20 protein-coding genes are annotated in these 21465 nt (G+C 41.9%); 4 read left to right on the top strand and 16 right to left on the bottom strand.

All coding sequences use genetic code 11. From position 1 onward, the window contains the following. Positions 1-288: 288 nt before the first annotated feature. The 10 genes from NLBNIHML_RS26785 to NLBNIHML_RS26740 all read right to left on the bottom strand — a co-directional run bounded on the left by NLBNIHML_RS26785 (position 289) and on the right by NLBNIHML_RS26740 (position 12411). Positions 289-1527 carry an SPRY domain-containing protein gene (locus NLBNIHML_RS26785; protein ID WP_494353203.1) on the bottom strand — a complete coding sequence of 413 codons (1239 nt, stop codon included), beginning with the start codon at positions 1525-1527 and terminating at the stop codon, positions 289-291. 58 nt (positions 1528-1585) lie between these two features. Next, entirely contained in the window at positions 1586-2812 is a 1227-nt protein-coding gene (locus tag NLBNIHML_RS26780; RefSeq protein ID WP_339240941.1) for an SPRY domain-containing protein, read from the bottom strand. 69 nt (positions 2813-2881) lie between these two features. After that, entirely contained in the window at positions 2882-5470 is a 2589-nt protein-coding gene (locus NLBNIHML_RS26775; protein WP_494353202.1) for a hypothetical protein, read from the bottom strand. Then, a complete protein-coding gene (locus tag NLBNIHML_RS26770) occupies positions 5458-6174 on the bottom strand; it encodes a hypothetical protein (RefSeq protein ID WP_494353201.1) in 717 nt (238 codons plus the stop codon). The genes NLBNIHML_RS26775 and NLBNIHML_RS26770 overlap by 13 nt, the downstream gene beginning before the upstream one ends. A gap of 4 nt (positions 6175-6178) precedes the next feature. After that, the gene (locus NLBNIHML_RS26765; protein ID WP_494353200.1) at positions 6179-6751 is read right to left on the bottom strand and encodes a hypothetical protein; all 573 of its coding nucleotides are present in this window, start codon (positions 6749-6751) and stop codon (positions 6179-6181) included. Positions 6752-6784: 33 nt separating this feature from the next. Further along, on the bottom strand, positions 6785-7405 hold the full coding sequence (locus NLBNIHML_RS26760) for a hypothetical protein (RefSeq protein WP_494353199.1): 621 nt from the start codon (positions 7403-7405) through the stop codon (positions 6785-6787). Between the two features lie 64 nt (positions 7406-7469). Next, on the bottom strand, positions 7470-8012 hold the full coding sequence (locus NLBNIHML_RS26755; protein ID WP_339240935.1) for a hypothetical protein: 543 nt from the start codon (positions 8010-8012) through the stop codon (positions 7470-7472). A gap of 20 nt (positions 8013-8032) precedes the next feature. Then, positions 8033-8794 carry a hypothetical protein gene (locus tag NLBNIHML_RS26750; RefSeq protein ID WP_494353198.1) on the bottom strand — a complete coding sequence of 254 codons (762 nt, stop codon included), beginning with the start codon at positions 8792-8794 and terminating at the stop codon, positions 8033-8035. Between the two features lie 141 nt (positions 8795-8935). Further along, complete coding sequence (locus tag NLBNIHML_RS26745) at positions 8936-9694, bottom strand: hypothetical protein (RefSeq protein ID WP_494353197.1); 759 nt, start codon at positions 9692-9694, stop codon at positions 8936-8938. Then, positions 9691-12411, bottom strand: a complete 2721-nt coding sequence (locus NLBNIHML_RS26740; RefSeq protein WP_494353196.1) for a hypothetical protein — start codon at positions 12409-12411, stop codon at positions 9691-9693. Before NLBNIHML_RS26740 ends, NLBNIHML_RS26745 begins: the two co-directional genes overlap by 4 nt. A 269-nt stretch (positions 12412-12680) precedes the next feature. Between NLBNIHML_RS26740 and NLBNIHML_RS26735 the strand changes: the two genes are divergently transcribed. After that, positions 12681-13259, top strand: a complete 579-nt coding sequence (locus tag NLBNIHML_RS26735; protein WP_339240930.1) for a hypothetical protein — start codon at positions 12681-12683, stop codon at positions 13257-13259. Positions 13260-13383: 124 nt separating this feature from the next. On the opposite strand, the gene NLBNIHML_RS26730 is transcribed toward NLBNIHML_RS26735, so the two are convergent. Continuing rightward, entirely contained in the window at positions 13384-13770 is a 387-nt protein-coding gene (locus NLBNIHML_RS26730) for a DUF423 domain-containing protein (protein ID WP_091032639.1), read from the bottom strand. 332 nt (positions 13771-14102) lie between these two features. Between NLBNIHML_RS26730 and NLBNIHML_RS26725 the strand changes: the two genes are divergently transcribed. Together NLBNIHML_RS26725 and NLBNIHML_RS26720 are read left to right on the top strand one after the other, a co-directional pair. Beyond that, positions 14103-14573 (top strand): hypothetical protein, encoded by a 471-nt coding sequence (locus NLBNIHML_RS26725; protein ID WP_342572430.1) that lies wholly within the window; start codon positions 14103-14105, stop codon positions 14571-14573. Positions 14574-14679: 106 nt separating this feature from the next. Continuing rightward, complete coding sequence (locus NLBNIHML_RS26720; protein ID WP_342572429.1) at positions 14680-15528, top strand: DegV family protein; 849 nt, start codon at positions 14680-14682, stop codon at positions 15526-15528. A gap of 204 nt (positions 15529-15732) precedes the next feature. Here NLBNIHML_RS26720 and pdaA read toward each other — a convergent pair whose 3' ends face one another. Together pdaA and NLBNIHML_RS26710 are read right to left on the bottom strand one after the other, a co-directional pair. Next, complete coding sequence (gene pdaA / locus NLBNIHML_RS26715; protein ID WP_339240926.1) at positions 15733-16512, bottom strand: delta-lactam-biosynthetic de-N-acetylase; 780 nt, start codon at positions 16510-16512, stop codon at positions 15733-15735. Between the two features lie 96 nt (positions 16513-16608). Next, entirely contained in the window at positions 16609-17019 is a 411-nt protein-coding gene (locus NLBNIHML_RS26710; RefSeq protein WP_494353195.1) for a hypothetical protein, read from the bottom strand. 207 nt (positions 17020-17226) lie between these two features. Between NLBNIHML_RS26710 and cysC the strand changes: the two genes are divergently transcribed. Next, the gene (cysC, locus tag NLBNIHML_RS26705; RefSeq protein ID WP_339303221.1) at positions 17227-17865 is read left to right on the top strand and encodes an adenylyl-sulfate kinase; all 639 of its coding nucleotides are present in this window, start codon (positions 17227-17229) and stop codon (positions 17863-17865) included. A 112-nt stretch (positions 17866-17977) separates the two neighbouring features. On the opposite strand, the gene NLBNIHML_RS26700 is transcribed toward cysC, so the two are convergent. The 3 genes from NLBNIHML_RS26700 to NLBNIHML_RS26690 are packed head-to-tail and all read right to left on the bottom strand — an operon-like array spanning position 17978 to position 21463. After that, the gene (locus NLBNIHML_RS26700) at positions 17978-19795 is read right to left on the bottom strand and encodes an ABC transporter ATP-binding protein (protein ID WP_494354766.1); all 1818 of its coding nucleotides are present in this window, start codon (positions 19793-19795) and stop codon (positions 17978-17980) included. Further along, positions 19795-20991 (bottom strand): nucleotidyltransferase domain-containing protein, encoded by a 1197-nt coding sequence (locus tag NLBNIHML_RS26695; RefSeq protein WP_494353194.1) that lies wholly within the window; start codon positions 20989-20991, stop codon positions 19795-19797. The genes NLBNIHML_RS26700 and NLBNIHML_RS26695 overlap by 1 nt, the downstream gene beginning before the upstream one ends. Beyond that, on the bottom strand, positions 20981-21463 hold the full coding sequence (locus NLBNIHML_RS26690) for a lasso peptide biosynthesis B2 protein (RefSeq protein ID WP_339242983.1): 483 nt from the start codon (positions 21461-21463) through the stop codon (positions 20981-20983). The genes NLBNIHML_RS26695 and NLBNIHML_RS26690 overlap by 11 nt, the downstream gene beginning before the upstream one ends. Between the last annotated feature and the right edge of the window lie 2 nt (positions 21464-21465).

The raw sequence follows: 21465 nt of genomic DNA, 5'->3' as shown, positions 1-21465 counted from the left end.
GATCGGGGTGGTGAGTTATTTTCCAAGCAATACATGGAGTACCCTGCCAATTTTACAGAGGTTGGAAACCTGTAAGAAATCCATGTATTAGTGACACGATAGGTTCCGTAGAACGTACCTTGACTTCTATCAAATGCTTTATAAGCGTAGTATGCACCATTTTGACCATTGTAGCTTACTACTCCTGAAGGTGAAGTGTAAGATGTCATAGGAGGTACGATATTCACAAGCTTTGCCATAATACCATCTCCTTTCTAAATATAAATAAAACAATTTCATTTTACTTACTTAAGTGATCGATACTTTCTTCAATGGCATTTTGCTAGTGTCGATTTTTTGTATAAAAACTTTCCCTGAACCGATTTCTTCACTATCTTTAACCAATGATCTTCTTTCGTTGAATTCATCCTCCAACTCAATAATCATTCCTTTACTCATCCCATGTTCAAGAATACTTCCTTCCGAATTTCCCACGAAAGATATGTACCTTTCAGCTTCATACATACCCAAATCACCAATCGCCAAGAAGTCTCCAGCCCCTTGGTTGGCAGTAACATTAATTCTATATTTCTTGAACCCAACTTTATTTTTAAACCCGTAAAGACGGAACTCTTCTACAGTAAAGTTAGGCTCATTTATTCGGGTGTCAAGGATAACCCATTTCGTACCATTCCATCCCTCAAATGTCCACGTTTTTGGAGGTCTGTTGACTGGAGTTGTTCCAGCTTTAATAGAATATGCAGATATCACTTTGGCCTGAGGAAACTCATAGCTTAACCATCCCACCAAAGTTCCACTAGCGGCAACCCATCCATTCGGATCAACAATTCTATCAAATGCTTTCCATGGATAAAATGTTGTGTAAGTCGAACTTGCATCAACAACACCTGATGGAGTAGTGTTAGATGTCATTGCAGGTATAGCATTATCTTTGTATTTATTTGTAATGCTATAGTGCTTGCCCTCTGATGAAATTAAAAATTTATTAGAGTAAACTACGTTGTACGCTTTATATCCAGAAGGAACATTATGTACAAAGGGTCTTACACCAAAATTAATTGTCACTGTTTTACTGTTTGAACTAAATGAGCCTAGAGTAGGATAAACTTCTCCTAATTCCTTTACATTAGTGTGACTAATGCCCATACTAACACCATTCTTAAAAAACTCTAATGTTCCATTGTCAAGATCAAGTGCGACACCTACAACTGTCCCAACATCCCATACTGTACTGTATACTGTATTTTCTGGATACTTGTTCCCGCTGTTACCATAATAAGTTCTCCACATTGAGCTATCTGCAACAATATTCCCTGTTAAAGAGAATGATTTGTTGGAAACCCCAATATGGACGTTTTTTACTCCAGCATCATTTTTAACCTCCCAATACCATTTACCATTTGACTTACCGTGTGTAGCACGAATAGCACGATAATCAGTTGAGGTGACTATGGTAAGGTTACCATTAGATAGAGTGAACCCTGAACCCATATCGTTTGGGTTTAATGTAACTGGGATTATTTCCATAAATGGAGCATCTCCTTCCCAAAAATAAATAAAACACATCGTATAGAGGTGTTCTAGATTAACCGAGGGTGATTTTATCTACTCGGCGTTTTAACATATCAATTATGTGTTCAAAGGTTTTACCTGAATCTAAGGAAAAATTCGTTTTAATGACATCTTTGATCTTATCAACCGCACCATTAAATGATTTATTACTTTTCATGCCATACTTGTTAAAGCTAATTTCATCACTTGTATCCAATACGTACATAATCTCATTATTCTTCTGAAATATTTCCATTTCACTTACCCCAACTGTAGTGACTAAATGATAAGAACTCAAAATGTTTAGTCGATAAGATGAATATGCTTTAGTATTCTCAAAATCGTAATATATCTTCGTTCCTCCATTAGGTTGTGTGTTCATATATAGCTTCTCATATACAGCACCATCATTAGATCCATACAATTCAAACTCTTTGATAGAGTATGAACTCCCAGTTATAAGTAGTGATACTAAAGATATTCCTGAAACTACCTTTGGGTTTTCAAATTCAACTTGTAACCAATGTCCTCCTTCTGGTGAGGTTGAATTTGTATACCAAAACGGTCTAGCTGTGGCGTTTACAATTCCATCAAACGCATACCAAGGATAGTCAGAAGCGTTGTAAGCACTTGCAGTTACTTTTGCATTAATATTTGAAGCCGATGTCATAACTGGCACAGCATTTTCTCTGCTAACTACATATTCAAGGCAATAGTTTTTATAACCAGATGAAAGAAAGATTTTATCTTTAATATCATAGTGTAAATATCCATCTGGAACTTGATAAGAGAATGCTTTTCTTTCAAATCTAGCAGTTGCAGTTGACGGTATACCAGTTCCTGTTGGGTTTCCGTAAAAGGGATATACAGTTCCAAGAGATTTAACGTTAGTGAAAGCTACACCTTGTGTTACACCATTCTTCCAAAATTCTATTATTCCAGCATCCATATCTAATAGTATACTTATGACATCTCCTATACTAAAAGTGGTTCCATAAGAACTACCGGAAGTTCCTCCCCACTTTGCCGCTCCGCTAAAGTAACCTCTATGATTCACAGTATTCCATATCTGTCCACTTGCTGTAGTACTAGTTATTCCAACAATTGCACCTGTACTTTGAACCAACACCTCCCAATACCATTTCCCCGAAGACACTCCATTACCTGTTGCTATCGTAGATTGTAAATGCGTAGGTAATGTGGCAGTTAAATTATTGTTACTCAAAGAAACATTGTCAAACGCTCTCCACGATATATGCATATCTTTAAACTCTCCTTTCTAATTAAATCATTATTCTATAAACAAAAAGATGTAGAGCATTTTACTCTTCTACTTCACATTTATATTTGTTATTTCGAAATATTTTTTCAGATCGATACTTCCTTTGAATAGCTTTCCTGATCCTATTGATCCATTGGCAGTCATATTCTGAATGAAATCTTCTTTTTTCCTATCTAGAACTGATAAATCGTCCATCCCATCATTAATAAAAGTATCTTCTGATGGCAAAGTTTCTGAAATTGTATTCCAAGTTAAAACTTCAGTTTGGTATTCCTTATACGCACCATCATGATGGATGAAAGATCTGCTAATTGGAAGAATTTCAATTTCAAGTAATGGTCTGAATCCAGTAGCAGTTGCAGCCGCTACATAAGAAGTTGGATTATATCCACTTGCTCCTGCATTGCCATTTGCACCTCGCCCAGTTCTGTTTGCCGAACCAGCGGTATGAGTTGTGGAAGTCCATGAAGACCCACCACTATAATTCCACACGTTGTCGTCACCAGCAATGATCGTTCCATTCAGTGTCGAGTTAACAATATATTTATCCCATTCATTGTCCTTATCTGTTGTGTTAATACCGCCTGTGAGAAGTCGAAGAATTGGTGAATCTAAACTTGGTATTGAGTCCTCTTCGATCAATTGGAACATATCAACTGCCATCGTTCGAACGTATGCTCCACCATTATTTGCAGTGAATATTAAGCGATATGTTTTATAAGTATCTTTATTCGTAAACACATACTCCCGATATTCTCCTGCTGACCATGCTGGTTGATTGGTCTTGGTGTCTAGCACAATCCAACTAGTTCCATCATTAGATCCCTCGAACCTCCAACTCTTAGCGCCATCCGTACTTGCATTAGAATTCGGACCTTTTATGCCATATTTATTAACAACTGTTATTTGTGGAAATGTATAGCTGATCCAAGCTCCGTTCCACTTGCCACTCTCCATGAGCCATCCTGCATCAGTGGTGTTTTTATCAAAAGCCTTCCATGCTTCAAGGGATGCACTGTAAGTTGTGCTTGCCGCCGCTACACCTTGGGGAGTTGTATTGGATGTCATTGTTGGAATCATGCTAATATAGTATCCTTTCTTCGGAAGTGGAACTCCACTACCAGAAGCAACACCGCTTGCATTTATCGTATCCCAGCTAATACTATGCTGAATGTTTCGATCTGCAATAAGTTTCAATCGACCAGCATGATCTTTGTCTACACAAATAAAATACAAGTCTCCACCTGCACCAGCAGAAGTTGTAATAAATGGCGCTGTCTCTTGACCAAAGAACGCAAAATTCCCCACCACTCCATTATTTGTAGAGTAGTAACAGCGAATCCGTTTGCCAATAGTGAGATCTATCGGATCAGTTACTTCATCAGGATGAAACATTCGTCCATCAAGGTCAATGTCTACAGCATCTATTCTGATGTTTTTGGCTTCAGGAGAATATATTTCAATTGTATGAAGAGAATCTTCAAGCCCAGTTTTCTCGAAAACAAGAACTTGATTTATAGCCGAACTACTATAAAAAGAAACATCGTAAGGAGTACCATCAATAGATATTTTTCCAATAGTGGTTGAGTCTGAATGAGTCATAGTTATCAGCCTGAGTTTAGTGCCTTTAAATGTAAAGGTAGCTTTCTTGTTAGCTGTATTATTTGAAGCACTGAATGAATTGTTGTAGGAGCCAGTTTGTCCCGTAGGGTATCTTAACCATCCATCATATGTTATCTCTGAACTTGAATCATCATATCTCTTCCATCCTGTATCAGGCGAAGTTAAAGGGACTCCAATGATTCTTGCCATATAACCATCTTCACCTACATCAACAGCATCGAGAATTAGTGTTTTGTTGTCTACTGTTTTAATTTGAACGACATGTTTACCTTGGGACAGGTCTAGTTTTTCAAAGACCAAAGCCTTCGTTCTTGAAGTTATTGAATCTTCATTAATTATTCCAACATTTACTCCATCAATAATAACTTGAGCTGTTGTCGTTCTACCTGTATACAAACCACCAAGAATTCTTACTTTCGTTCCATAGAAAGTAAAGCTCATCGTTGAGCCACTGGTCGATGTATACTTTGCACTTCCATTATAGTTTCCAGCAAGTGTTTCTGTTGACCATGTACCTGTGTACACAATCATGTCATTCGTATCATCATACCGCTGCCATCCAATTTCAGGTGTGGCTAGAGCATATCCATATAGATGTCCTGACTCATCAATATCTATTGCATCCATGATGAAATTGGTACGATTGTGCCCTACTGTAATTGTAACTGTGTGTAATCCAAGAGGTAGGTTCGTTTTTTCATAGACCATTGCATTTAATATAGCAGTCCCCGATTTATATGTATTAAATGATTCAGTGACACCATCTACAGTAATCGTATTATCAGAATGTCTATCTTGTGCAATGTCAGATATGATCCTGACCTTCGTTCCATAAAAACTAAATGAAACATAGTTGTTATCTGCGGCTCTGGTTGTTACATTCACGCTGCCATTGAAATACTTATCTCCAGTTACTTTGTACCAACTTCCTGTATAATTCAATCCTGCATGTGTATCGTCATATCGTCTCCATCCACTTTCTGGTACAGCTAATTGATCTCCTAATACTGCCATCTGCTCACCTCCTTATATTCAAATACTGGACGAAATCCCCATGTCGCATATGAACCACCACTTGCAGAGTAGTTTATGTCACTCCACTGTGCTCTCGTATTACTACCTCTTCCAATGCGCTGATTATTAGATGCTGTTATAGTCGAATTTCCAGCTTTGTCTCTCCATGTGCCATAATTCGGTGTTTCTTTGCACCAGCTATAATTACTTAAATGATGAAAAACATCATCTAGAATTTTTCCTGACAGAATCTTGTTTACAGGAAAATTAATGAGATACTTGTCCCACTCATTAATTGTGGGAAAGGCTCCAAAACCCAAATCGGCATTTGACTTATTTCCATTTGAATCGGCATATAATACACCTCCGCTTAAAGAGCGAATCGAACCCGATTCAAATGTAACGCCTTCTATCCAATTTTTAGAGTTGAGCTGATCCCATGTGATAGAGTTGAAAATCATTCTATCGGAAATGAGTAATCCCTTGTCTACCTTAATAAAGTAAAACGTTCCACCCACTCCTGCTGTAGTTCCTAAACCGGCTAATGGTATTTCTCCGCTATTCGCAGGAGCGCCAGACCCAAAATTATATACTGTAGTTAGTGCGATAGTACTTCCTCTGACTGCACCACATTTGATATAATCCCCAATCTCCATGTCCTCCACACGCTCTCTCAACTGCCCTGTCGTGGCTGGAACTGCCATAAATTCACCCCTTGCTCACTCTGATTCTATCCACTTTTTTAAATTTCGCTTTTTCAATCTTCTGACTTAGCACCATCCCTGTTGGAGTATCCGCTGCTCGTTCCATGTTCAATTGATATATTCTCTTTAAGCCTAGTGAACCCGAGTCACTTTCAATAAAAGGATTACTGTATTTTCCCTTCTCCTTGAAATCGTCTATGTAGAAATTCGAATATTCTCTCTCAGCTGCAATCTCAATTTTCAACTTCGCATACTTTGCTGGAGATTTAGGAGCAGTTACATCTGTTACGATCTCCTCATACGCCCCCCACTCAAAACCATCCTCAGATGTGCTCCAGTAGATTTTGTATGATGCTCCACCCATTACGTCTACACTTGCAGCTACACCTTTAAACGAAGCGATCTTATCCTGAATCCGAATGGGAGTGGATTCCCAAGATCCATTAGCTGGATAGATTGAATTCCCGTCCTCATCTTGGCTCAACTCTCTTAGTTTCAACTTTTGATCCTCATATATGGTATCTTGAAATACACCAACCGATAGATCTATCTCTAGTGCAATTTCTTGAATTGCCATAATATCACCACCTATCTCATGTCAAAATCCAACTCAACGAATATCCCAGTTTATGATCCCTGCATGATTCGCCTTCAGAGGAGCTACGATTTGATCTATGACAAATCCATTTTTACGAATAACCAATTGCCCAGGCAGGTCCTGATTGGAGGTAATTTTAATTTGGAGAAAGGCCGTTTCTTTCAAAGGCAGGGAACAAATACATTGAAAGTTAATCTGCACATCATTCAAATTCATTGTTTTTTTGTATCCGAAGTTAAAACATTCAATCGTATTATTGAAAGCCCCCGAACTCCCAGGGCCTGAGTGCCCACTCATATTCACATCTGAAGAAACATTCTTGAATTGAATGATGTCATTGTATAGAAAGGTCCTGCCCGTTAGCGGGTATTCTTGCTCTTCACATACGTAAGATACAGAGTACCGATCCGCATTAATATGAAAAACACCGTTGGCAACGTTGTGATACACGTGAGATCCTTGCCCGATCAATCCGAAAGAGACCAACTTTTCTTTGTTAATATTATAAAAACTGTTTGATTGTTGAGTCTGCAGATCAAATTCGCTTAAATAAGTACCATCATAATAATCTGCAATCCATACATAAGCTTGAGATACAGGTGCGCGCGTAAATTGTGTATTACCTAGAATCACAGGACTTCCTCCTTTTAATAAAAAGGACAGGCTGCAATAGCCTGTCCTCATGATTGTTTCTTTTTTACACGTATCGATAAGAGATACGTTTTTTGAATTGTTGCTTGCCACTTTTTGCATTCAGCGGTACTACACATTGAATGGATAGGGTCACATAGTTACCAGCCGCATCTTGAGGATTTCCATTATTACTCACGCCCAAGATTTCTTTCGGCCCGGGTGCAAATGGTGTTGCATAAGCGGTTCCTGTATGGTCTTTAGTTGTCTTGCCTGTTGTTCCGATGGGTTTAGAGAAATCCTTGCCAATTCGTGAACTTTCTTCTTCCAGGTCTGTCTCCCCCAAGGAGTCAACCTGAACGTGGAACCAGTTATTCTTCACCACTTCTACATCATGAGCCTCTGTGTCACCAGTACCACCAGTCATATCTCGCGTAGTAATCGTGCAATCTTCCATTTTAGATACGTCCGAAGCACCGTTCTTATTGTTCCATACATTGAAGATAAAAATATCACTTTTGCTATCTGCATCAATAACCTTGTAGTCGAACGGTGCACTAATCTCATTACTATGTGTAGCATCCATCCATGAAATAATCGGTTGTGTCATTATAATCCATCTCCTTTGATTTATGTTCTGATTGTTAATTGAATCGTAAGATGTTGTATATTTGAACCTGCTTCGATGATGTTGATTCTGAAAATATCTCCAGCCTCCACTTTTTTCATCTCAAATGTAGCCTTACCATCATCTTGATGTTGAAGTGCCTCAAACTTCAGTGAACTTCCCATCACATCCTGCCAGTGAATGAGATCCTTGGAATGTTCAATTCTGATCTCAGTTGCGGTATCTCCAGAAACCCCACAATAGCCCTTTACATGTACAATCTCGCCATCGAATGGAAAGGGGGCTAAAATTCCCAGTACTTCCGTGTACACCCGTGATTCTTTGCAAAAGACCATAACGCGATCCTGTACTTCCAACGGAATCTCATTTAATTTCAGATGTTCAGCTGTACTCATGAGCCCATCCAAATCGGAATTAACCACCTGAAGGTTTTGACCAAATACATCAATCTCTACCCATGTCTTTCCATCGTAACGATATCGTTTGCCATCCTTGTACGTTTGTACCGTCCAGCCTATTTCAGGAGAAGGGTACTGCATACTTAGCTCCTCAAAATTAGCAACTGGACTCTGATAAACAAGTCGAGTTGTTTGATAAGCCTCTTTTGCTTTTCCGGCAGCCTGCATGGCTTCGCTAGCAGCATCCAGTGCCCGCCTGATAGCAAGTTCAATTTCGCCAGATTCCCCAGGCTGCCCTGGGCTACTATGTTTCACTGCTTCTCTAATTAAAGACTCTACGTGTGCTAAAGTTATCCCATTTGACATAATTCACCTACCTAAGCGTTATGTAGCTTTCTTTGTAAGACAGTTTCCAAGTTGATACCTCCCCCTAACTAGGAAACCTGTCTCTGGCTTATCATTAAAGAAATTCTTGAACAACCATGCGAAGCATTGCTGTGTCTAGCTTTAGAGGAGTTTTCTAATGGGATTAATGCCGTTTTTTTTACATTCCTTGCAGTATTTCATTCGGTTCGATTTTGCCAGCATCCGTTTTCCGCATACGGTACAATTTTTAATATTCTCTCCTTTCCAGCGGGAGTACTCCAACACAAAGTCATCGAAGCGAACTAACTGGAAGGCGACCTCACCATGCTCCACAGCGAACAAAACCTGTACATTAGTCGAATCTACGCGATTACTTTCTTTGAGATACCCTAACTGAATAAGTTTGTACACTAATAGCCCCTGATCTTTTTTGCTTACTGCCATTTGGGTATCGCCATAGATTTCTTTCCATTGATTATTAATCCAATACGTATCATTTTTATTGATTTGATTGTTGATCTTGCTATAGACCAGTAAAACAAAGGCCAATCTCTCAAGTCGTTTACTTTTGAGTTGTTTGATCTTTTGAAGTTCTTCGTGCATTACTGGTACATGATCAATCTCGATTAGGGTGCTCTTGTTGGCATCCTCCCTTATCTTGATATACTTCTGCGACTGCTTAATGATACGATTGAGGAATGTATCCCACTGGACAGCATTGTAGTCTGGGTAGTATCGGGTCATAAACTGATTTAATAACGTGTACGTATCTTCGACGTTCTTCCCCTTCTCAAGCCCATATTTAGCTAAACAAATCAACGTTTTGGTTGGCTTCTTATCCATGATCCCATGTGCAATGGCCTGCTCGGCATGCTGACGTTCATTCAGAATGATTTTCAAGGGCGCTGCTCCTTCACATGCATTTGAGTCATTTTAAAGGTTCTCCCGGCATATTCAATATCGCCCTCCGGGTCTCTCACCGGATAATGGATGATGTGATCATTGCTATGCAACAGATTGCGAATAATCTGATCTCCCGACACATCCCATACAAATTGCTTCGATTTCTCGGCATTTCGATAACACATGTCCACAATCATATTGCACAGATCTTCTTCATTATTACAGATCTCCAGCGCCTGCTCCTTAAAGCGGGAAACAAACAACTGCCATCGGGCTGATCTTTCTTCCTTCCTCACCTTGCTCTTGCGTAAATTGGTCATATAGCTACGTAGTTCTTCGTTATGCATCTGATATAATCGTTGAATCTCTTTATAACGAGCTTGGGAGTATTTTTTGGTACTCATCAATATCGTATGATCAAACGGCCTTGCGGTCTGTTTCAACTTAAACTTGTTGAACTCGTCTTCCACTTGAAGGCATAACCGGTTCATCACGGAAGGTGCCTTGGATACAGGCATTCTCTGTTCATACTGTGCCAGGAACTGTTCCTGATTCGGTGATAGTTCCTTCTTCGAATACAATTCATCAACAGTCAAGCCAAATAACTGCAAACACTTCTGACTCGTTTTTTCTACATAGGTGGTATATTCTTTTTTCTGCTCCGGGTCATTGTATATGAAAAAATAAGGCTTCTTATGCGCTACCATTTTCAAGGCTGACTCATCCGTTACCGCAGCGCGAATATCATACCAGTGTTTCGGCATCTTTTTACATTCAATCCCTTTGGCTTGGTCAATGGCATTTTGCTGATAATGCTGACCACATTGAATTCGGTACATCATTTCCTGATATTCTGCACTATGCTCCTCATAATTGGCTAATACATCGAACATCGACGTGATTTTATTGGTTGTAAAACCGATCAGATCTCCAAAGCTGTCTTTGTTGGCCTGGATTAGATCCTTCTCATCCGGAATTTTTTGGGCTGAAGTTTTCTGCACACATACAATCGCATCTAACTCCTGAATTGCCCCAAGAATCGTTTTGTTATCCGTAGTTAAGATCTGATCACTATCCATATCTGCACCATTCAGAGAATGCGTCGTCGTATCCCATGAATTCAAGATCGTGACCGTCTTCATATAGCGATACCAATGTTGCATTTCATCCGTATTCTTGAAACGAAGTACCTTGATATTGTTATGACAAGTCATTGGAGCCCTGAAGCAAGCCACCCTGTCCACATGGCGTTCATTCCAATAGCTGGAGTAAAACTCTCCTGAACTTAGCAATCCAGTTAAAGGCATGCCAAATATGCTCTGACACAATGTATAGGGATCGCCAGATATAATGCTGAAATTTCCTTTGACTCTCAGAACCCCGATCTTTGCTTCATTTATTCGCTTACGTATTAAGGTATGAATTTTGCTTCGCACAAAAGGATCATCTATAAGTCGCGGGTCTACCATCAGCCCTTTAATATAATCATCCGGACTATTTCTGTAGTCATTCTCATGAATATGAATTCCTTTGAGAAATAACAGTGCCTTGCGATGGTCCTCGCCCAGTACATCTGTAATCGAGTCAATAGTGGGACGAATGAGTTCACCAATCTCGTTATCATCCAATTGAAGCGACTGAATGAACTGGTAGTTTAAATGACGCTCATCCTCTAATTCTCCGGGTGTAACTTTCGTAACGCTGAACGTGTAGCCATAATAACCGCAACATAACAGGTAATCATCAATACTGTTATACGAGCTCCATAGTTTGAGCATCGACGTTGTGAGGATCAGATCTACTTCTCGGATATCCACAGGGTTACCCCAGGCATCGTCCACCATATACTTGCCTGCAACTTGATCCGCAAATTCGTGATAATCAAATGTAAATACCATTCCTTTACAGAAGCTATTACGAATACAAAATCCACTCGGGATATATGCATGCCCCAGTTCGATTGCCCATCGTTCACTAAGTGCAGTAGAGATAAGACCGAATCCGTCACTCATGTTCATTTGAATAGACTCATTTTTCCTGCGCTCAATGCGAGGGTACTCTGTCTCGGTATCATCAATCTGAATAATGTCCGCTCCAAATTCGGTTATACAATCATGAACAACCAACACACGTTCAGGATGTGATACAGGGGTGCTTGTACTACAAGCCAAGGCCTTGTATGCCTCCAGTTTGGCAGGAACCAGTTCTTTATTGGGATCTCTGCCATTATTCAATCTTTTCTCCAAAAGCGGGTGAATATCCTCACTCACATAGATGACCGTCGAACTTTTGGCCCCACCTGTTGTCGCCAATAGCCGCTTGTATTTCTTACCGTTGATGGAGAAAGCTTTCGATGAATTCAGCCGATCGTAGTCTTTATTATTTTCAATGACCACCAGCAGGTAATCATCGACAAATTTCAGATTTTTCAGTTCTTCATGTCGTTTCTTCATTGTTCTTTTATGCTCGGCATTGGTTTTCAAAACTTTTAATTGCTCTATATCCAGCTTGATTCTAGCCAGATTCTGTTCCCTTTCCATGTAGCCTCGAATACGATCTATGAAACGAAACACCTGATGATTTCCAATAGATGCCACTTCTCCATTAACTGTCGCTTCTTGATAAGTAAGATGCAGATCATAATCCGCTTTTCTAATTCTGGAAGATGTAATTTTATAAACGTATCTCAATCGATCCTGATATGCATTGCCCATTCCCGATTCCCCCTGTTGCTTCCTGTCCTGATTAAATAAATTATAGAGTAGACCCGCGCGACTGACGCAGGTGAACAGGATGATCAGGGGATGAAAAAAGAAGAATATTAGTTCTATTATGGGGAGAAATTAAAGGGCAATCCGGGTCTTGATTCATTTCAAATCGGCATATTTCCCCTTCTCTAGCACTATGATAAATTCATTTTTAATGATATAGTGGATTGAAGCGTTTTTTTAAGCTGACATATCTTTTAACGGGGCTGGGATGAATGAAAGAAACCTTATCCAATCAAGAGGAAATCGGCTTTTTATTTAATGTCGATATACTTATTAAGAGCCGCTCAAATGCATTGGCACTGCAGTCCCTGTTGGAGTTCATAAACAAAGAGGAACAAATTGCGGACTTTCGGATTCAATCCGGCATAGAGCTAGGCAAAATTATTGAAGCGACACTCCAGTCCAAGAAGGACTCTTTCGTCACACTTCACAATGAACGTAAAAAATCACAAGTGAGCGCGGCACAGAAGGCGTCCGGTTCTACGCAGACACCTACCTCAACTGCTCCAGCCAAAACACAGAACAAGCAAGAAACACCTGCTATTGAGAAAAAGACCTCTACTCAAACATCCAATATTTCCGAAGGAAATTCGTTTGATGCGTGGATTGACACGCTCATTAAAGAGAATCGACTTACCCGTATTGTGGTCAATAATAAGAACGGTAAACATCAGAGCATTCCATGCCGCATTTTGAATTTTGATCGGGATACTAGTATTGTGAGCATATACCATGTCGATGAAAAACAGGTGTATACGTTCCGAACCAATGAAATCGATGAGTTTCTGTAACCTACTTCATCGGAATAAAACAAAAAGCAACTTGCGTTAGAATGACGGGACATTCTAACGCAAGTTGCTTTTTTAGTTCGATGGTTCATGTAGGATTGAACTCTCCGAGATTCCTTCGGCCCGATCAGGAGCGATCCTTACCTCGCTGCCATACATCTAATGCCAATAACAACCATCCAGCAATGAAGGCTACCCCACCAATCGGTGTGATGGCTCCTAGAATCTTGATACCAGAAATGCTAAGCACATACAAACTACCCGAGAACACGATAATCCCGATAAACAACAAACGTGCTGCCCACTTTAGTTTCGTCGATGCCCCAAGCTGACCAGCCGTCAAGCCAATAATGAGCAAGCCCAATGCATGAATCATGTGATATTGCACACCCGTCTCATATGTAGCTATGGCCGCTGGCCCAATCGTATCCTTGAGCATGTGAGCACCAAATGCGCCGATCGCCACCGATAGCATGGTCATTACAGCTCCAAGCATCATCCATCTTCGTTGCATGTAAGTTCTCTCCCTTATTTCAACTACTCTTCACTCCTATCATTGTAGCGAATCCACTCCTCCTTTGCCAGTCGGGACGAGACTTCAAAGATCATATGTCTGTTTATACTTAACAATTCTATCTCCGCCCTATAAATTGTAGGAAACAAGCGTAAATCCTTGATTTTTATCGATATTTATGGAAAAGTAAACAGGTATGTCATCGTTGTATTTTAAGTGCAAGTCCAAAAAAGTTGGTGTTTCAGTACCGGAAAGATGGGAACAAGCTAATAATTACTCATCAATTAGGTTAATAACACTCATAAGATGTTTAAGGGAGGCAAGTTACAATTATGGATAATCGCGATTCCTATAATTCAGGTTATAACAATACGGATCAGAACCCTGGCCATGCAGATCCATACAATAACAACAGTTATGATCCATACCCACCAGATCATGAGAGACAACCGATTGTACCACTGAAACATTCCGGACCTGGTATCGCCAGCTTTGTCATAGGATTGGTTGCGATTTTGGGTTACATTCTGATATTCTTTATTGCCACCATGGCTATAAACGAGTCCATCGGAGTGCTCACCCCGTTGCAGGCAGAAGAGATAGCCTTACATCCAGCAGTGGTTCTGGCTTCATTAGCCATTTTGGTCGGTCTGATTCTCAACCTCGCCGGAGGCATCCTTGGAATTATTGGTCTTGTCCTCAAGAATCGAAAGAAAGTCTTTGCCATAATCGGAACCATATTAAATGGAATGATGATTCTGTTATTCGTTGCACTTATTGTGATAGGCATGAACATGATGTAACGGTTTGCATCAGCGCCTTGTTTCCTTATAATTAAAATGAATGGGTCTACACATAAGTATAATCTATATTTTTTTGCCAAAATCATTGTTTTCAAAGGAGATTGACATGTCACGAATCAAAATTTTTGCGGACAGCACAAGTGATCTGGCTCCAGAATGGATCCAGCAGCACGATATCGGCATTATCCCCTTATATGTGGTGTTCGGTGATGAATCACTGAAAGATGGTGCTGAGATCAAGCCTGAACAGCTATATGAACGTGTCAGCCAAGATGGGCGTCTTCCCAAAACGGCTGCACCTTCCCCCGCTGATTTCATGACGGCATTTCAACCTTACATAGATCAAGGGGATGAGATTCTATATATCAGCTTATCTTCTGAACTTTCCTCTACCTATCAAAATGCACGACTAGCGAGTTCCGAGTTCCCCGAAGGTCGAATTTCGGTTATTGACTCACAAAATCTCTCATCGGGAATTGCACTGATGGTGATGAAAGCTGTATATGCTGCCGATCAAGGACAAAACCTGAATCAGATTACACACCTGATTGAGGCGATGAAACCAAATGTACGCACCGAGTTTGTCATCGATACCCTGGAGTATCTGCATAAAGGCGGTCGCTGTTCGGGCATGCAGAACCTGATTGGCAGCCTGCTCAAGATTCGCCCTGTCATCCGGGTAACGGATGGCAAGATGGCACCTGCTTATAAAGTACGCGGTAAACGGGAGAAAGCGCTGGAACAAATGCTAACTAATACACTTAGCCAGAAGGATCAGATCGATCCAGATCTGCTGATCGTTGTGCATACCATGGCCGAAGAGGATGCGTTGGACTTGCAGAAATCTTTGCAGGAACAGACGGGGGCCCGGGTGGAACTAACCACGGCTGGGTGTGTAATATGCAGTCACTGCGGCCCGAAAACAATTGGAATCATCTATAACACTGTTTTATAGTATTACACGCACCATCGTATCGTATTATCCAATCCTTTCTTCTGGATCTGAATATGGTTACATCCACTACTTGGACTGGGCATACGATATATACGATATAGCCAAAAAGGGCATTCCGAGCTTAATCGCTCAGGATGCCCTTTCATATTTTGCTACACTTTTGAATGACCCACATGGGGTCCATTGTTCTTTATGTGACGTGAATCAATAACTTTTGGTTCGCAAATCATCCAGACTTTTAAATACATACCCTTGCTTGCGTGCCTCATCAATAATGGAGCCGAGTGCTTCCGTGTTATCTTTGGATACCGAGTGAAGCAAAATGACAGCCCCTGGATGAAGTTGCTTCAATACCTCTTGATGAGCATATTGTGCACCACGTTGCACATTGGTATCCCAATCTTTATAGGCAACAGACCAGAACACATTCACATAACCCTGAGCATGACTCTCTGCAAGCGTGCGATTGTTAAAGATTCCGCGCGGTGGGCGCAAAAAGGTCGCTTGTTGACCTGTCAGACGATTCACCTCTGATTTGACCTTCTCCAGTTCCACTTTAAGCTTTTCATTGGAGATACGGGTCATATCCGGATGACTCCATGAATGATTACCGACGATATGACCTTCAGCCGCCATGCGTTTGACCAACTCAGGCTGATCTTTCAGATAATGACCTGTTACAAAGAAAGCAGCTGGCACCTTCTTGGTACGCAAAACATCCAGTATGGCAGGCGTGAATCCATTCTCATACCCGTTATCAAACGTGAGATACAATTCCTTTTGCTTTGTATCCCCCAGGAAAATGGCATCGTTATGTTGTAAGATCGATTTGAAGCCTTCCTGATCAATGGAGGGCAGCTGACCGTTTTGACTCTTTTTGAAGCCAAAGTGATATGCTCCGGTAACCGGTGATGCTTCAGTCTGTGCCGGTACCATACTGATGGATAACAGTGCCACCAATATATATAGAACCATTCGCTTCATTCCATCCGCTCCTGTTCCTGAAAATTCGGTTAGTCGTTTGCATACACGAACACCTTCAGGTAATATGCCACAGGAACGGCTAATGTATGTAAATTATCAACGATCAAAACGTTTATTTTCAGGTTGTGGCGGAGATTGATAGAACAATTCAAGCAAGGTCTGGGGTTTGCCACTGGAAGCAAGCCATTCCCTCACGGTCTGTATGGCACGAGTCTGTCCATCTCCCCGATCACGCCATGTAAGCAGCTCGATAACTTTGATAATTAAGGCGGACATATTGTGATTATCCAGTTCAGAGCGTTCTGCCCTAAGCTTGTGATACAATGCCTCCTGTTCCCAATCCAGAAGAATCTCATCACCAATGGTTGGCTTCAACAGGGTATATGCTCTGTCACAACCTTTGCAACGAACAGTGCTGACCTGTTCATCTATAAATTCCACTCGAACATCCTGATAGCAATCCGGGCATTTGAATCCAACTTGTATGTTTTGTATGTTTTCGTTCATGGCCTTGTTCCTCCTGCGATGTGAGCACTCTACATCATTTCATGCAAAATACTCCTTGGATATATGCATAGTGCTTATGTATGTACTACATCTATACCCGATATTTTGTCGATTCACGCTTATTTTGAAGAAATCTGTAAGGTGCTATAATCTTGTAAATATGTTAAAATATTATACATATCATGGTAGGGAAAAGGCGGGATACACATGTCGAAGGAAGAGCGCAATATAACCTGGCAATCATCCAACATCAACAGACAAGACCGGGAGAAACAACATGGGCACCGTAGTCGTGCCATCTGGTTTACCGGGTTATCAGGTGCAGGAAAGTCATCCCTTGCATTTGCCCTGGAGCAATATCTCTATGACCAAGGCGTACGCTGTTATGTTCTGGACGGGGATAATGTTCGTCATGGACTGAACCGTGATCTCGGTTTTACAACAGGGGATCGTCAAGAAAATTTGCGGCGTATTGGCGAAGTGTCCAAGTTAATGGTAGATGCCGGGTTGTTTGTCCTTTCAGCCTTTATCTCTCCAGATGCACAGGATCGGGAGATGGTCAGACAGTTATTTGAACCCGATGATTTTATTGAAATCTATGTGCGCTGTTCAATTCAAGAATGTGAGCGGCGTGATCCCAAGGGTCTTTACAAAAAAGCACGCAACGGTGATATCCCGCATTTCACAGGCATTTCGGCCCCCTATGATGTACCAAAATCTCCTTCATTCATCATCGATACAGAGCAATCGTCCATTGAGGAAGCCGTGCAAGAGATTGTACAACATTTGAAGCAGATCGGCGCTCTTCAGCTTCCGATCCCTTCCAATACAGCACTTGTTCATTAATCCTTGTCATTATACTAGCCCACTTACATGAAAGGCGCGCCCGCAGTGGCGCGCCTTTTAACATAATAATTGCTGGTTATCCTTCGATAAACGAATATACAGAAAAACTTACTTACTGTCCTACAACACCCGCTTGCATATTCAGAAGTTTGCTGAACGTGCCTACCGGATCAGTAGATAACTGCTGGTACCCGCCCTCTTGAATCACCCGTCCTTCATCGAGCACAATGACACGATCTGCTGTTCGAATCGTAGATAATCGGTGTGCAATCACGATAATGGTCACATGTCCTTTCAGTCGTTCCAGCGCCTCATGAATATACTGTTCATTCTCACTATCGAGCGCACTTGTTGCTTCATCCAGTACCAATACCGAAGGATTCCTCAGCATGGCCCGGGCAAGCACCAATCGCTGACGTTCGCCACCGGATAGACGAATACCTCGATCACCAATAATCGTATCCAGACCCTGAGGCAGCTTCCGTACAAAAGCCGCAGAGGAGGAAAACTGCAAAGCCTGCCACATCTGTTCTTCACTTGCATTGGGATCAACCAGACGCAGATTCTCACGAATACTGGTATGAAACAGGAAGGGGTCCTGGGAGACATATCCGATAGAACTTCTCCAGCTCAATAAACGCTCTTCTGACAGAGGAACACCGTCAATCAGAATACGACCGCTCTCTGGCCTTACAAGACCCATAATCAGATCGATTAGTGTGCTCTTGCCTGCTCCAGATTTACCCACAATCGCGGTCATGCCACTTGCGGGAATCGAAGCCTGCACATTCCTCAAGGAGTACGTATCACTTCCCTCATAACGATAACAGACATCCTCACATGTGATCGATTCTTGAAATACCATGGGTTGAATCACATGAGACCCCGTCTCTCCCGCTGAAGCCACTTCTTCACTAATCTCACGACTTTTCGCCGTCTGAGCTTGCATTTCTCTTACCACACGGAACGCAGGCAGCATGGAGCTGATGTACTCCAGATTGGACTGAATCGCTGTAAATCTAGGCCATAAGCGGGAAAAAATAAGGATGATGAGCAGCAGACTTGCAGGTGGCACCGTCATTACACGAAGAGAAAGATAAATGAATGCCGCAATAATGATCGCCGCAGACATCCGATGAATCAGCTGTGTTCCACTGTTCAATTGGCTAAATTGAATGACATTGCGTTCAATCTGTCTGCACATACGCTCGAACCAATTCATGTGTGATCGCTCAAGCATATTGCTCTTAATATCCTTAATTCCGTTAAAATGCTCGGTTATGCCATTATAATAACTTTGCGAGAATTCAGAAGTCTGATCCCCGATCTGTTTGGCTCGCTTGACGAATTTTCTCAAGACCATAAAGAGCAGCAATCCACAGACCAACACAAGTGCTGTCAATTTCGCAGACAACCAGAAAGCCAGACCAATCTGTATGCCCGTAAAGATCAGGGAGGCTGTCATTTGCAGTACAATGCCTGTGCCTTGGCTGACACGTGCAAGCTCAGTCGTTAATATATGGTTAAAATCGGATTTTCGTTTTTGGAGAAAAAATGACCACTGCGCCATAATAATGGCACCATAGGTTTCCATGCGCAGCGTTCGTACAAATTGCTGCTGGATTCGAGTATTACGGATCGTCTGAAGACGCTGCATCCAGGCCTGTCCGGAGACAATCAATACAAAGGTGAACAATACGAGTAACAATTGGCCATTCTCAGGAAAACGATTCAACATTTGTCCAATCCAGGGAATGTTCAACCCAGCGGAGCCCATCTCAAATATACCGATCAGACTCAACATCGGAACAAGCATGTAGATCCCGATCCCTTCCATGAGACTGATACAGATCATCCCTAGCAGATTCCAATATAAAATGGGCCCCGTGACATGATGCAGCTTTCGCATAAAATACTTTAATTCCGAGATCATACTTTACCCCTCTCCGTGACCGTATACCTTTTAATTCGCCGCCAGAACCAGAGAAACGGACGTAACGGAAAGTACAGAAAAAACAAAGAACGCGGAAGCGGCAGTTGATCCACATCCCATGTACTTGGATATAACCGCTCAATAAAGAAAAACCACTTCTGTTTCGTACTTCGGAGTTTAAACAGATACGACGGATACGATTTCATATCAGCCGGACTTTCCAGCATATCATTCATGAACTCTGCGCCTTCACTCGCTAATCGTTTGCCTGTACGATCACTCAAGGACATCAAGGACCTGTACTCTGTATCCAGTGGCGTGTTCAGCAGATCTGATGCCAAGTGTAGAGCCTGTGAACCAATGGACAAACGTCCCTCCGCTTTCAGACGCCGTTCTACTTTTTTCACATCGAGTGGCATGCTTCGAATCATCTGATCGATATCCAGCAACCAACGCAGTCTGAACCAGCCATGACGTGCTCCATGGGTTACCAAATAAGCCCAGAGATCTTCTTGTTCAAGCATACGAACAGGTGTCTGTGTGTATGAACTGAACCGGCTCCGTTTCCACAACAATTCAAAATCGGTTTCTTTGCCCGAATCCGGGTTCAAACGCCAATGAATCTCCACTTGAGTCCTTTTGACCGGATGGATGTAACAGATATGATGTTCCCGCCATTTCCAGCTGCGAACCGTAGGTGCCCGCTCCCCTTCCTTGGATACGTAACCAAGGGTAGCCAGAATGCCTTCAGCCGCTTCCACATCATCGAACGGAATCAGAATATCCAGGTCTTTGGAGGTTCGCATGGATACATCACCATATAGATCATGGGCCAGCGCAGGCCCCTTCAGCGTAATATTACGGATGCCGTGTTCACGGAAAGCTCCACACACCTGTTCCATTTCAGCTGTCAGATGTAACATGCGGAACGTATTGGCCGTGTATTGTTGTCTCAAGCTCTCCATAACATCTGCTGGAATGATCGCAGTGTTCAATTCTTTCATTTTCAAATAAAGGACAGAGTATAAGCGGTGATGATAGACCAGCCGCAGAAAGAGCTGCCAATCCGTTCCTTGTAAACCCACCTTGAGTTCTTCAGGGGATAGAGCCGTCAGATCACCTCTAATGATGCTCAAAATCAGCTTAAGTTCCTTCGGAAACCCTGATGAATAGAGTTCACTTTCATGTATCATAGACAATCTCCCCAGATCCCTTCTCCGGACACCGTTTGCCAAACACGCCGACAACCGTATATTGGTCCATAGTATCAGCTCCGGTCACGATCAATTTACCACTTCGCAGCCAGGCATGAGCCATCATATGTCCTTGCTTATTCCGCGCAGTCCCCATGTATAACGTACTCTCTATCTTGCGTCGCTCAAGCATCTTCATCCCGGCAATCGCCATTACAAGGCAGCGGCTTTCCCATAACGTATATTTACTAGCAAGCGAAATCGCTTTGGAAATATTCCGGATAGCGATGACCTCGCTGCGATCAATTCCTGTCATCGGCGTTTCAACCATGGGTGTACCCAGACCTGGGGCGATTTTGGCGAATGGCATAGCCTTCTGTATGCGCGCCCAGCCAAGGAAGAGATAGGCCTCCCATATCAGTCGACGCATCGCCCGGGGGAGCGAGAGATAAGCCTTTATTTTTTGCAACATCA

It is taken from the genome of Paenibacillus sp. JNU01, assembly GCF_059130585.1.
The sequence above is the reverse complement of the archived record's forward strand: the minus strand, read 5'-3'. Positions and strand labels throughout refer to the sequence as shown.

Coding starts and splice junctions, on each gene's coding strand:
- NLBNIHML_RS26785 (WP_494353203.1), bottom strand. CDS start 1,527: ATGGAAATAATCCCAGTTACATTAAACCCAAACGATATGGGTTCAGGG.
- NLBNIHML_RS26780 (WP_339240941.1), bottom strand. CDS start 2,812: ATGCATATATCGTGGAGAGCGTTTGACAATGTTTCTTTGAGTAACAAT.
- NLBNIHML_RS26775 (WP_494353202.1), bottom strand. CDS start 5,470: ATGGCAGTATTAGGAGATCAATTAGCTGTACCAGAAAGTGGATGGAGA.
- NLBNIHML_RS26770 (WP_494353201.1), bottom strand. CDS start 6,174: ATGGCAGTTCCAGCCACGACAGGGCAGTTGAGAGAGCGTGTGGAGGAC.
- NLBNIHML_RS26765 (WP_494353200.1), bottom strand. CDS start 6,751: ATGGCAATTCAAGAAATTGCACTAGAGATAGATCTATCGGTTGGTGTA.
- NLBNIHML_RS26755 (WP_339240935.1), bottom strand. CDS start 8,012: ATGACACAACCGATTATTTCATGGATGGATGCTACACATAGTAATGAG.
- NLBNIHML_RS26750 (WP_494353198.1), bottom strand. CDS start 8,794: ATGTCAAATGGGATAACTTTAGCACACGTAGAGTCTTTAATTAGAGAA.
- NLBNIHML_RS26740 (WP_494353196.1), bottom strand. CDS start 12,411: ATGGGCAATGCATATCAGGATCGATTGAGATACGTTTATAAAATTACA.
- NLBNIHML_RS26735 (WP_339240930.1), top strand. CDS start 12,681: ATGAAAGAAACCTTATCCAATCAAGAGGAAATCGGCTTTTTATTTAAT.
- NLBNIHML_RS26730 (WP_091032639.1), bottom strand. CDS start 13,770: ATGCAACGAAGATGGATGATGCTTGGAGCTGTAATGACCATGCTATCG.
- NLBNIHML_RS26725 (WP_342572430.1), top strand. CDS start 14,103: ATGGATAATCGCGATTCCTATAATTCAGGTTATAACAATACGGATCAG.
- NLBNIHML_RS26720 (WP_342572429.1), top strand. CDS start 14,680: ATGTCACGAATCAAAATTTTTGCGGACAGCACAAGTGATCTGGCTCCA.
- pdaA (WP_339240926.1), bottom strand. CDS start 16,512: ATGAAGCGAATGGTTCTATATATATTGGTGGCACTGTTATCCATCAGT.
- NLBNIHML_RS26710 (WP_494353195.1), bottom strand. CDS start 17,019: ATGAACGAAAACATACAAAACATACAAGTTGGATTCAAATGCCCGGAT.
- cysC (WP_339303221.1), top strand. CDS start 17,227: ATGTCGAAGGAAGAGCGCAATATAACCTGGCAATCATCCAACATCAAC.
- NLBNIHML_RS26695 (WP_494353194.1), bottom strand. CDS start 20,991: ATGATACATGAAAGTGAACTCTATTCATCAGGGTTTCCGAAGGAACTT.
- NLBNIHML_RS26690 (WP_339242983.1), bottom strand. CDS start 21,463: ATGTTGCAAAAAATAAAGGCTTATCTCTCGCTCCCCCGGGCGATGCGT.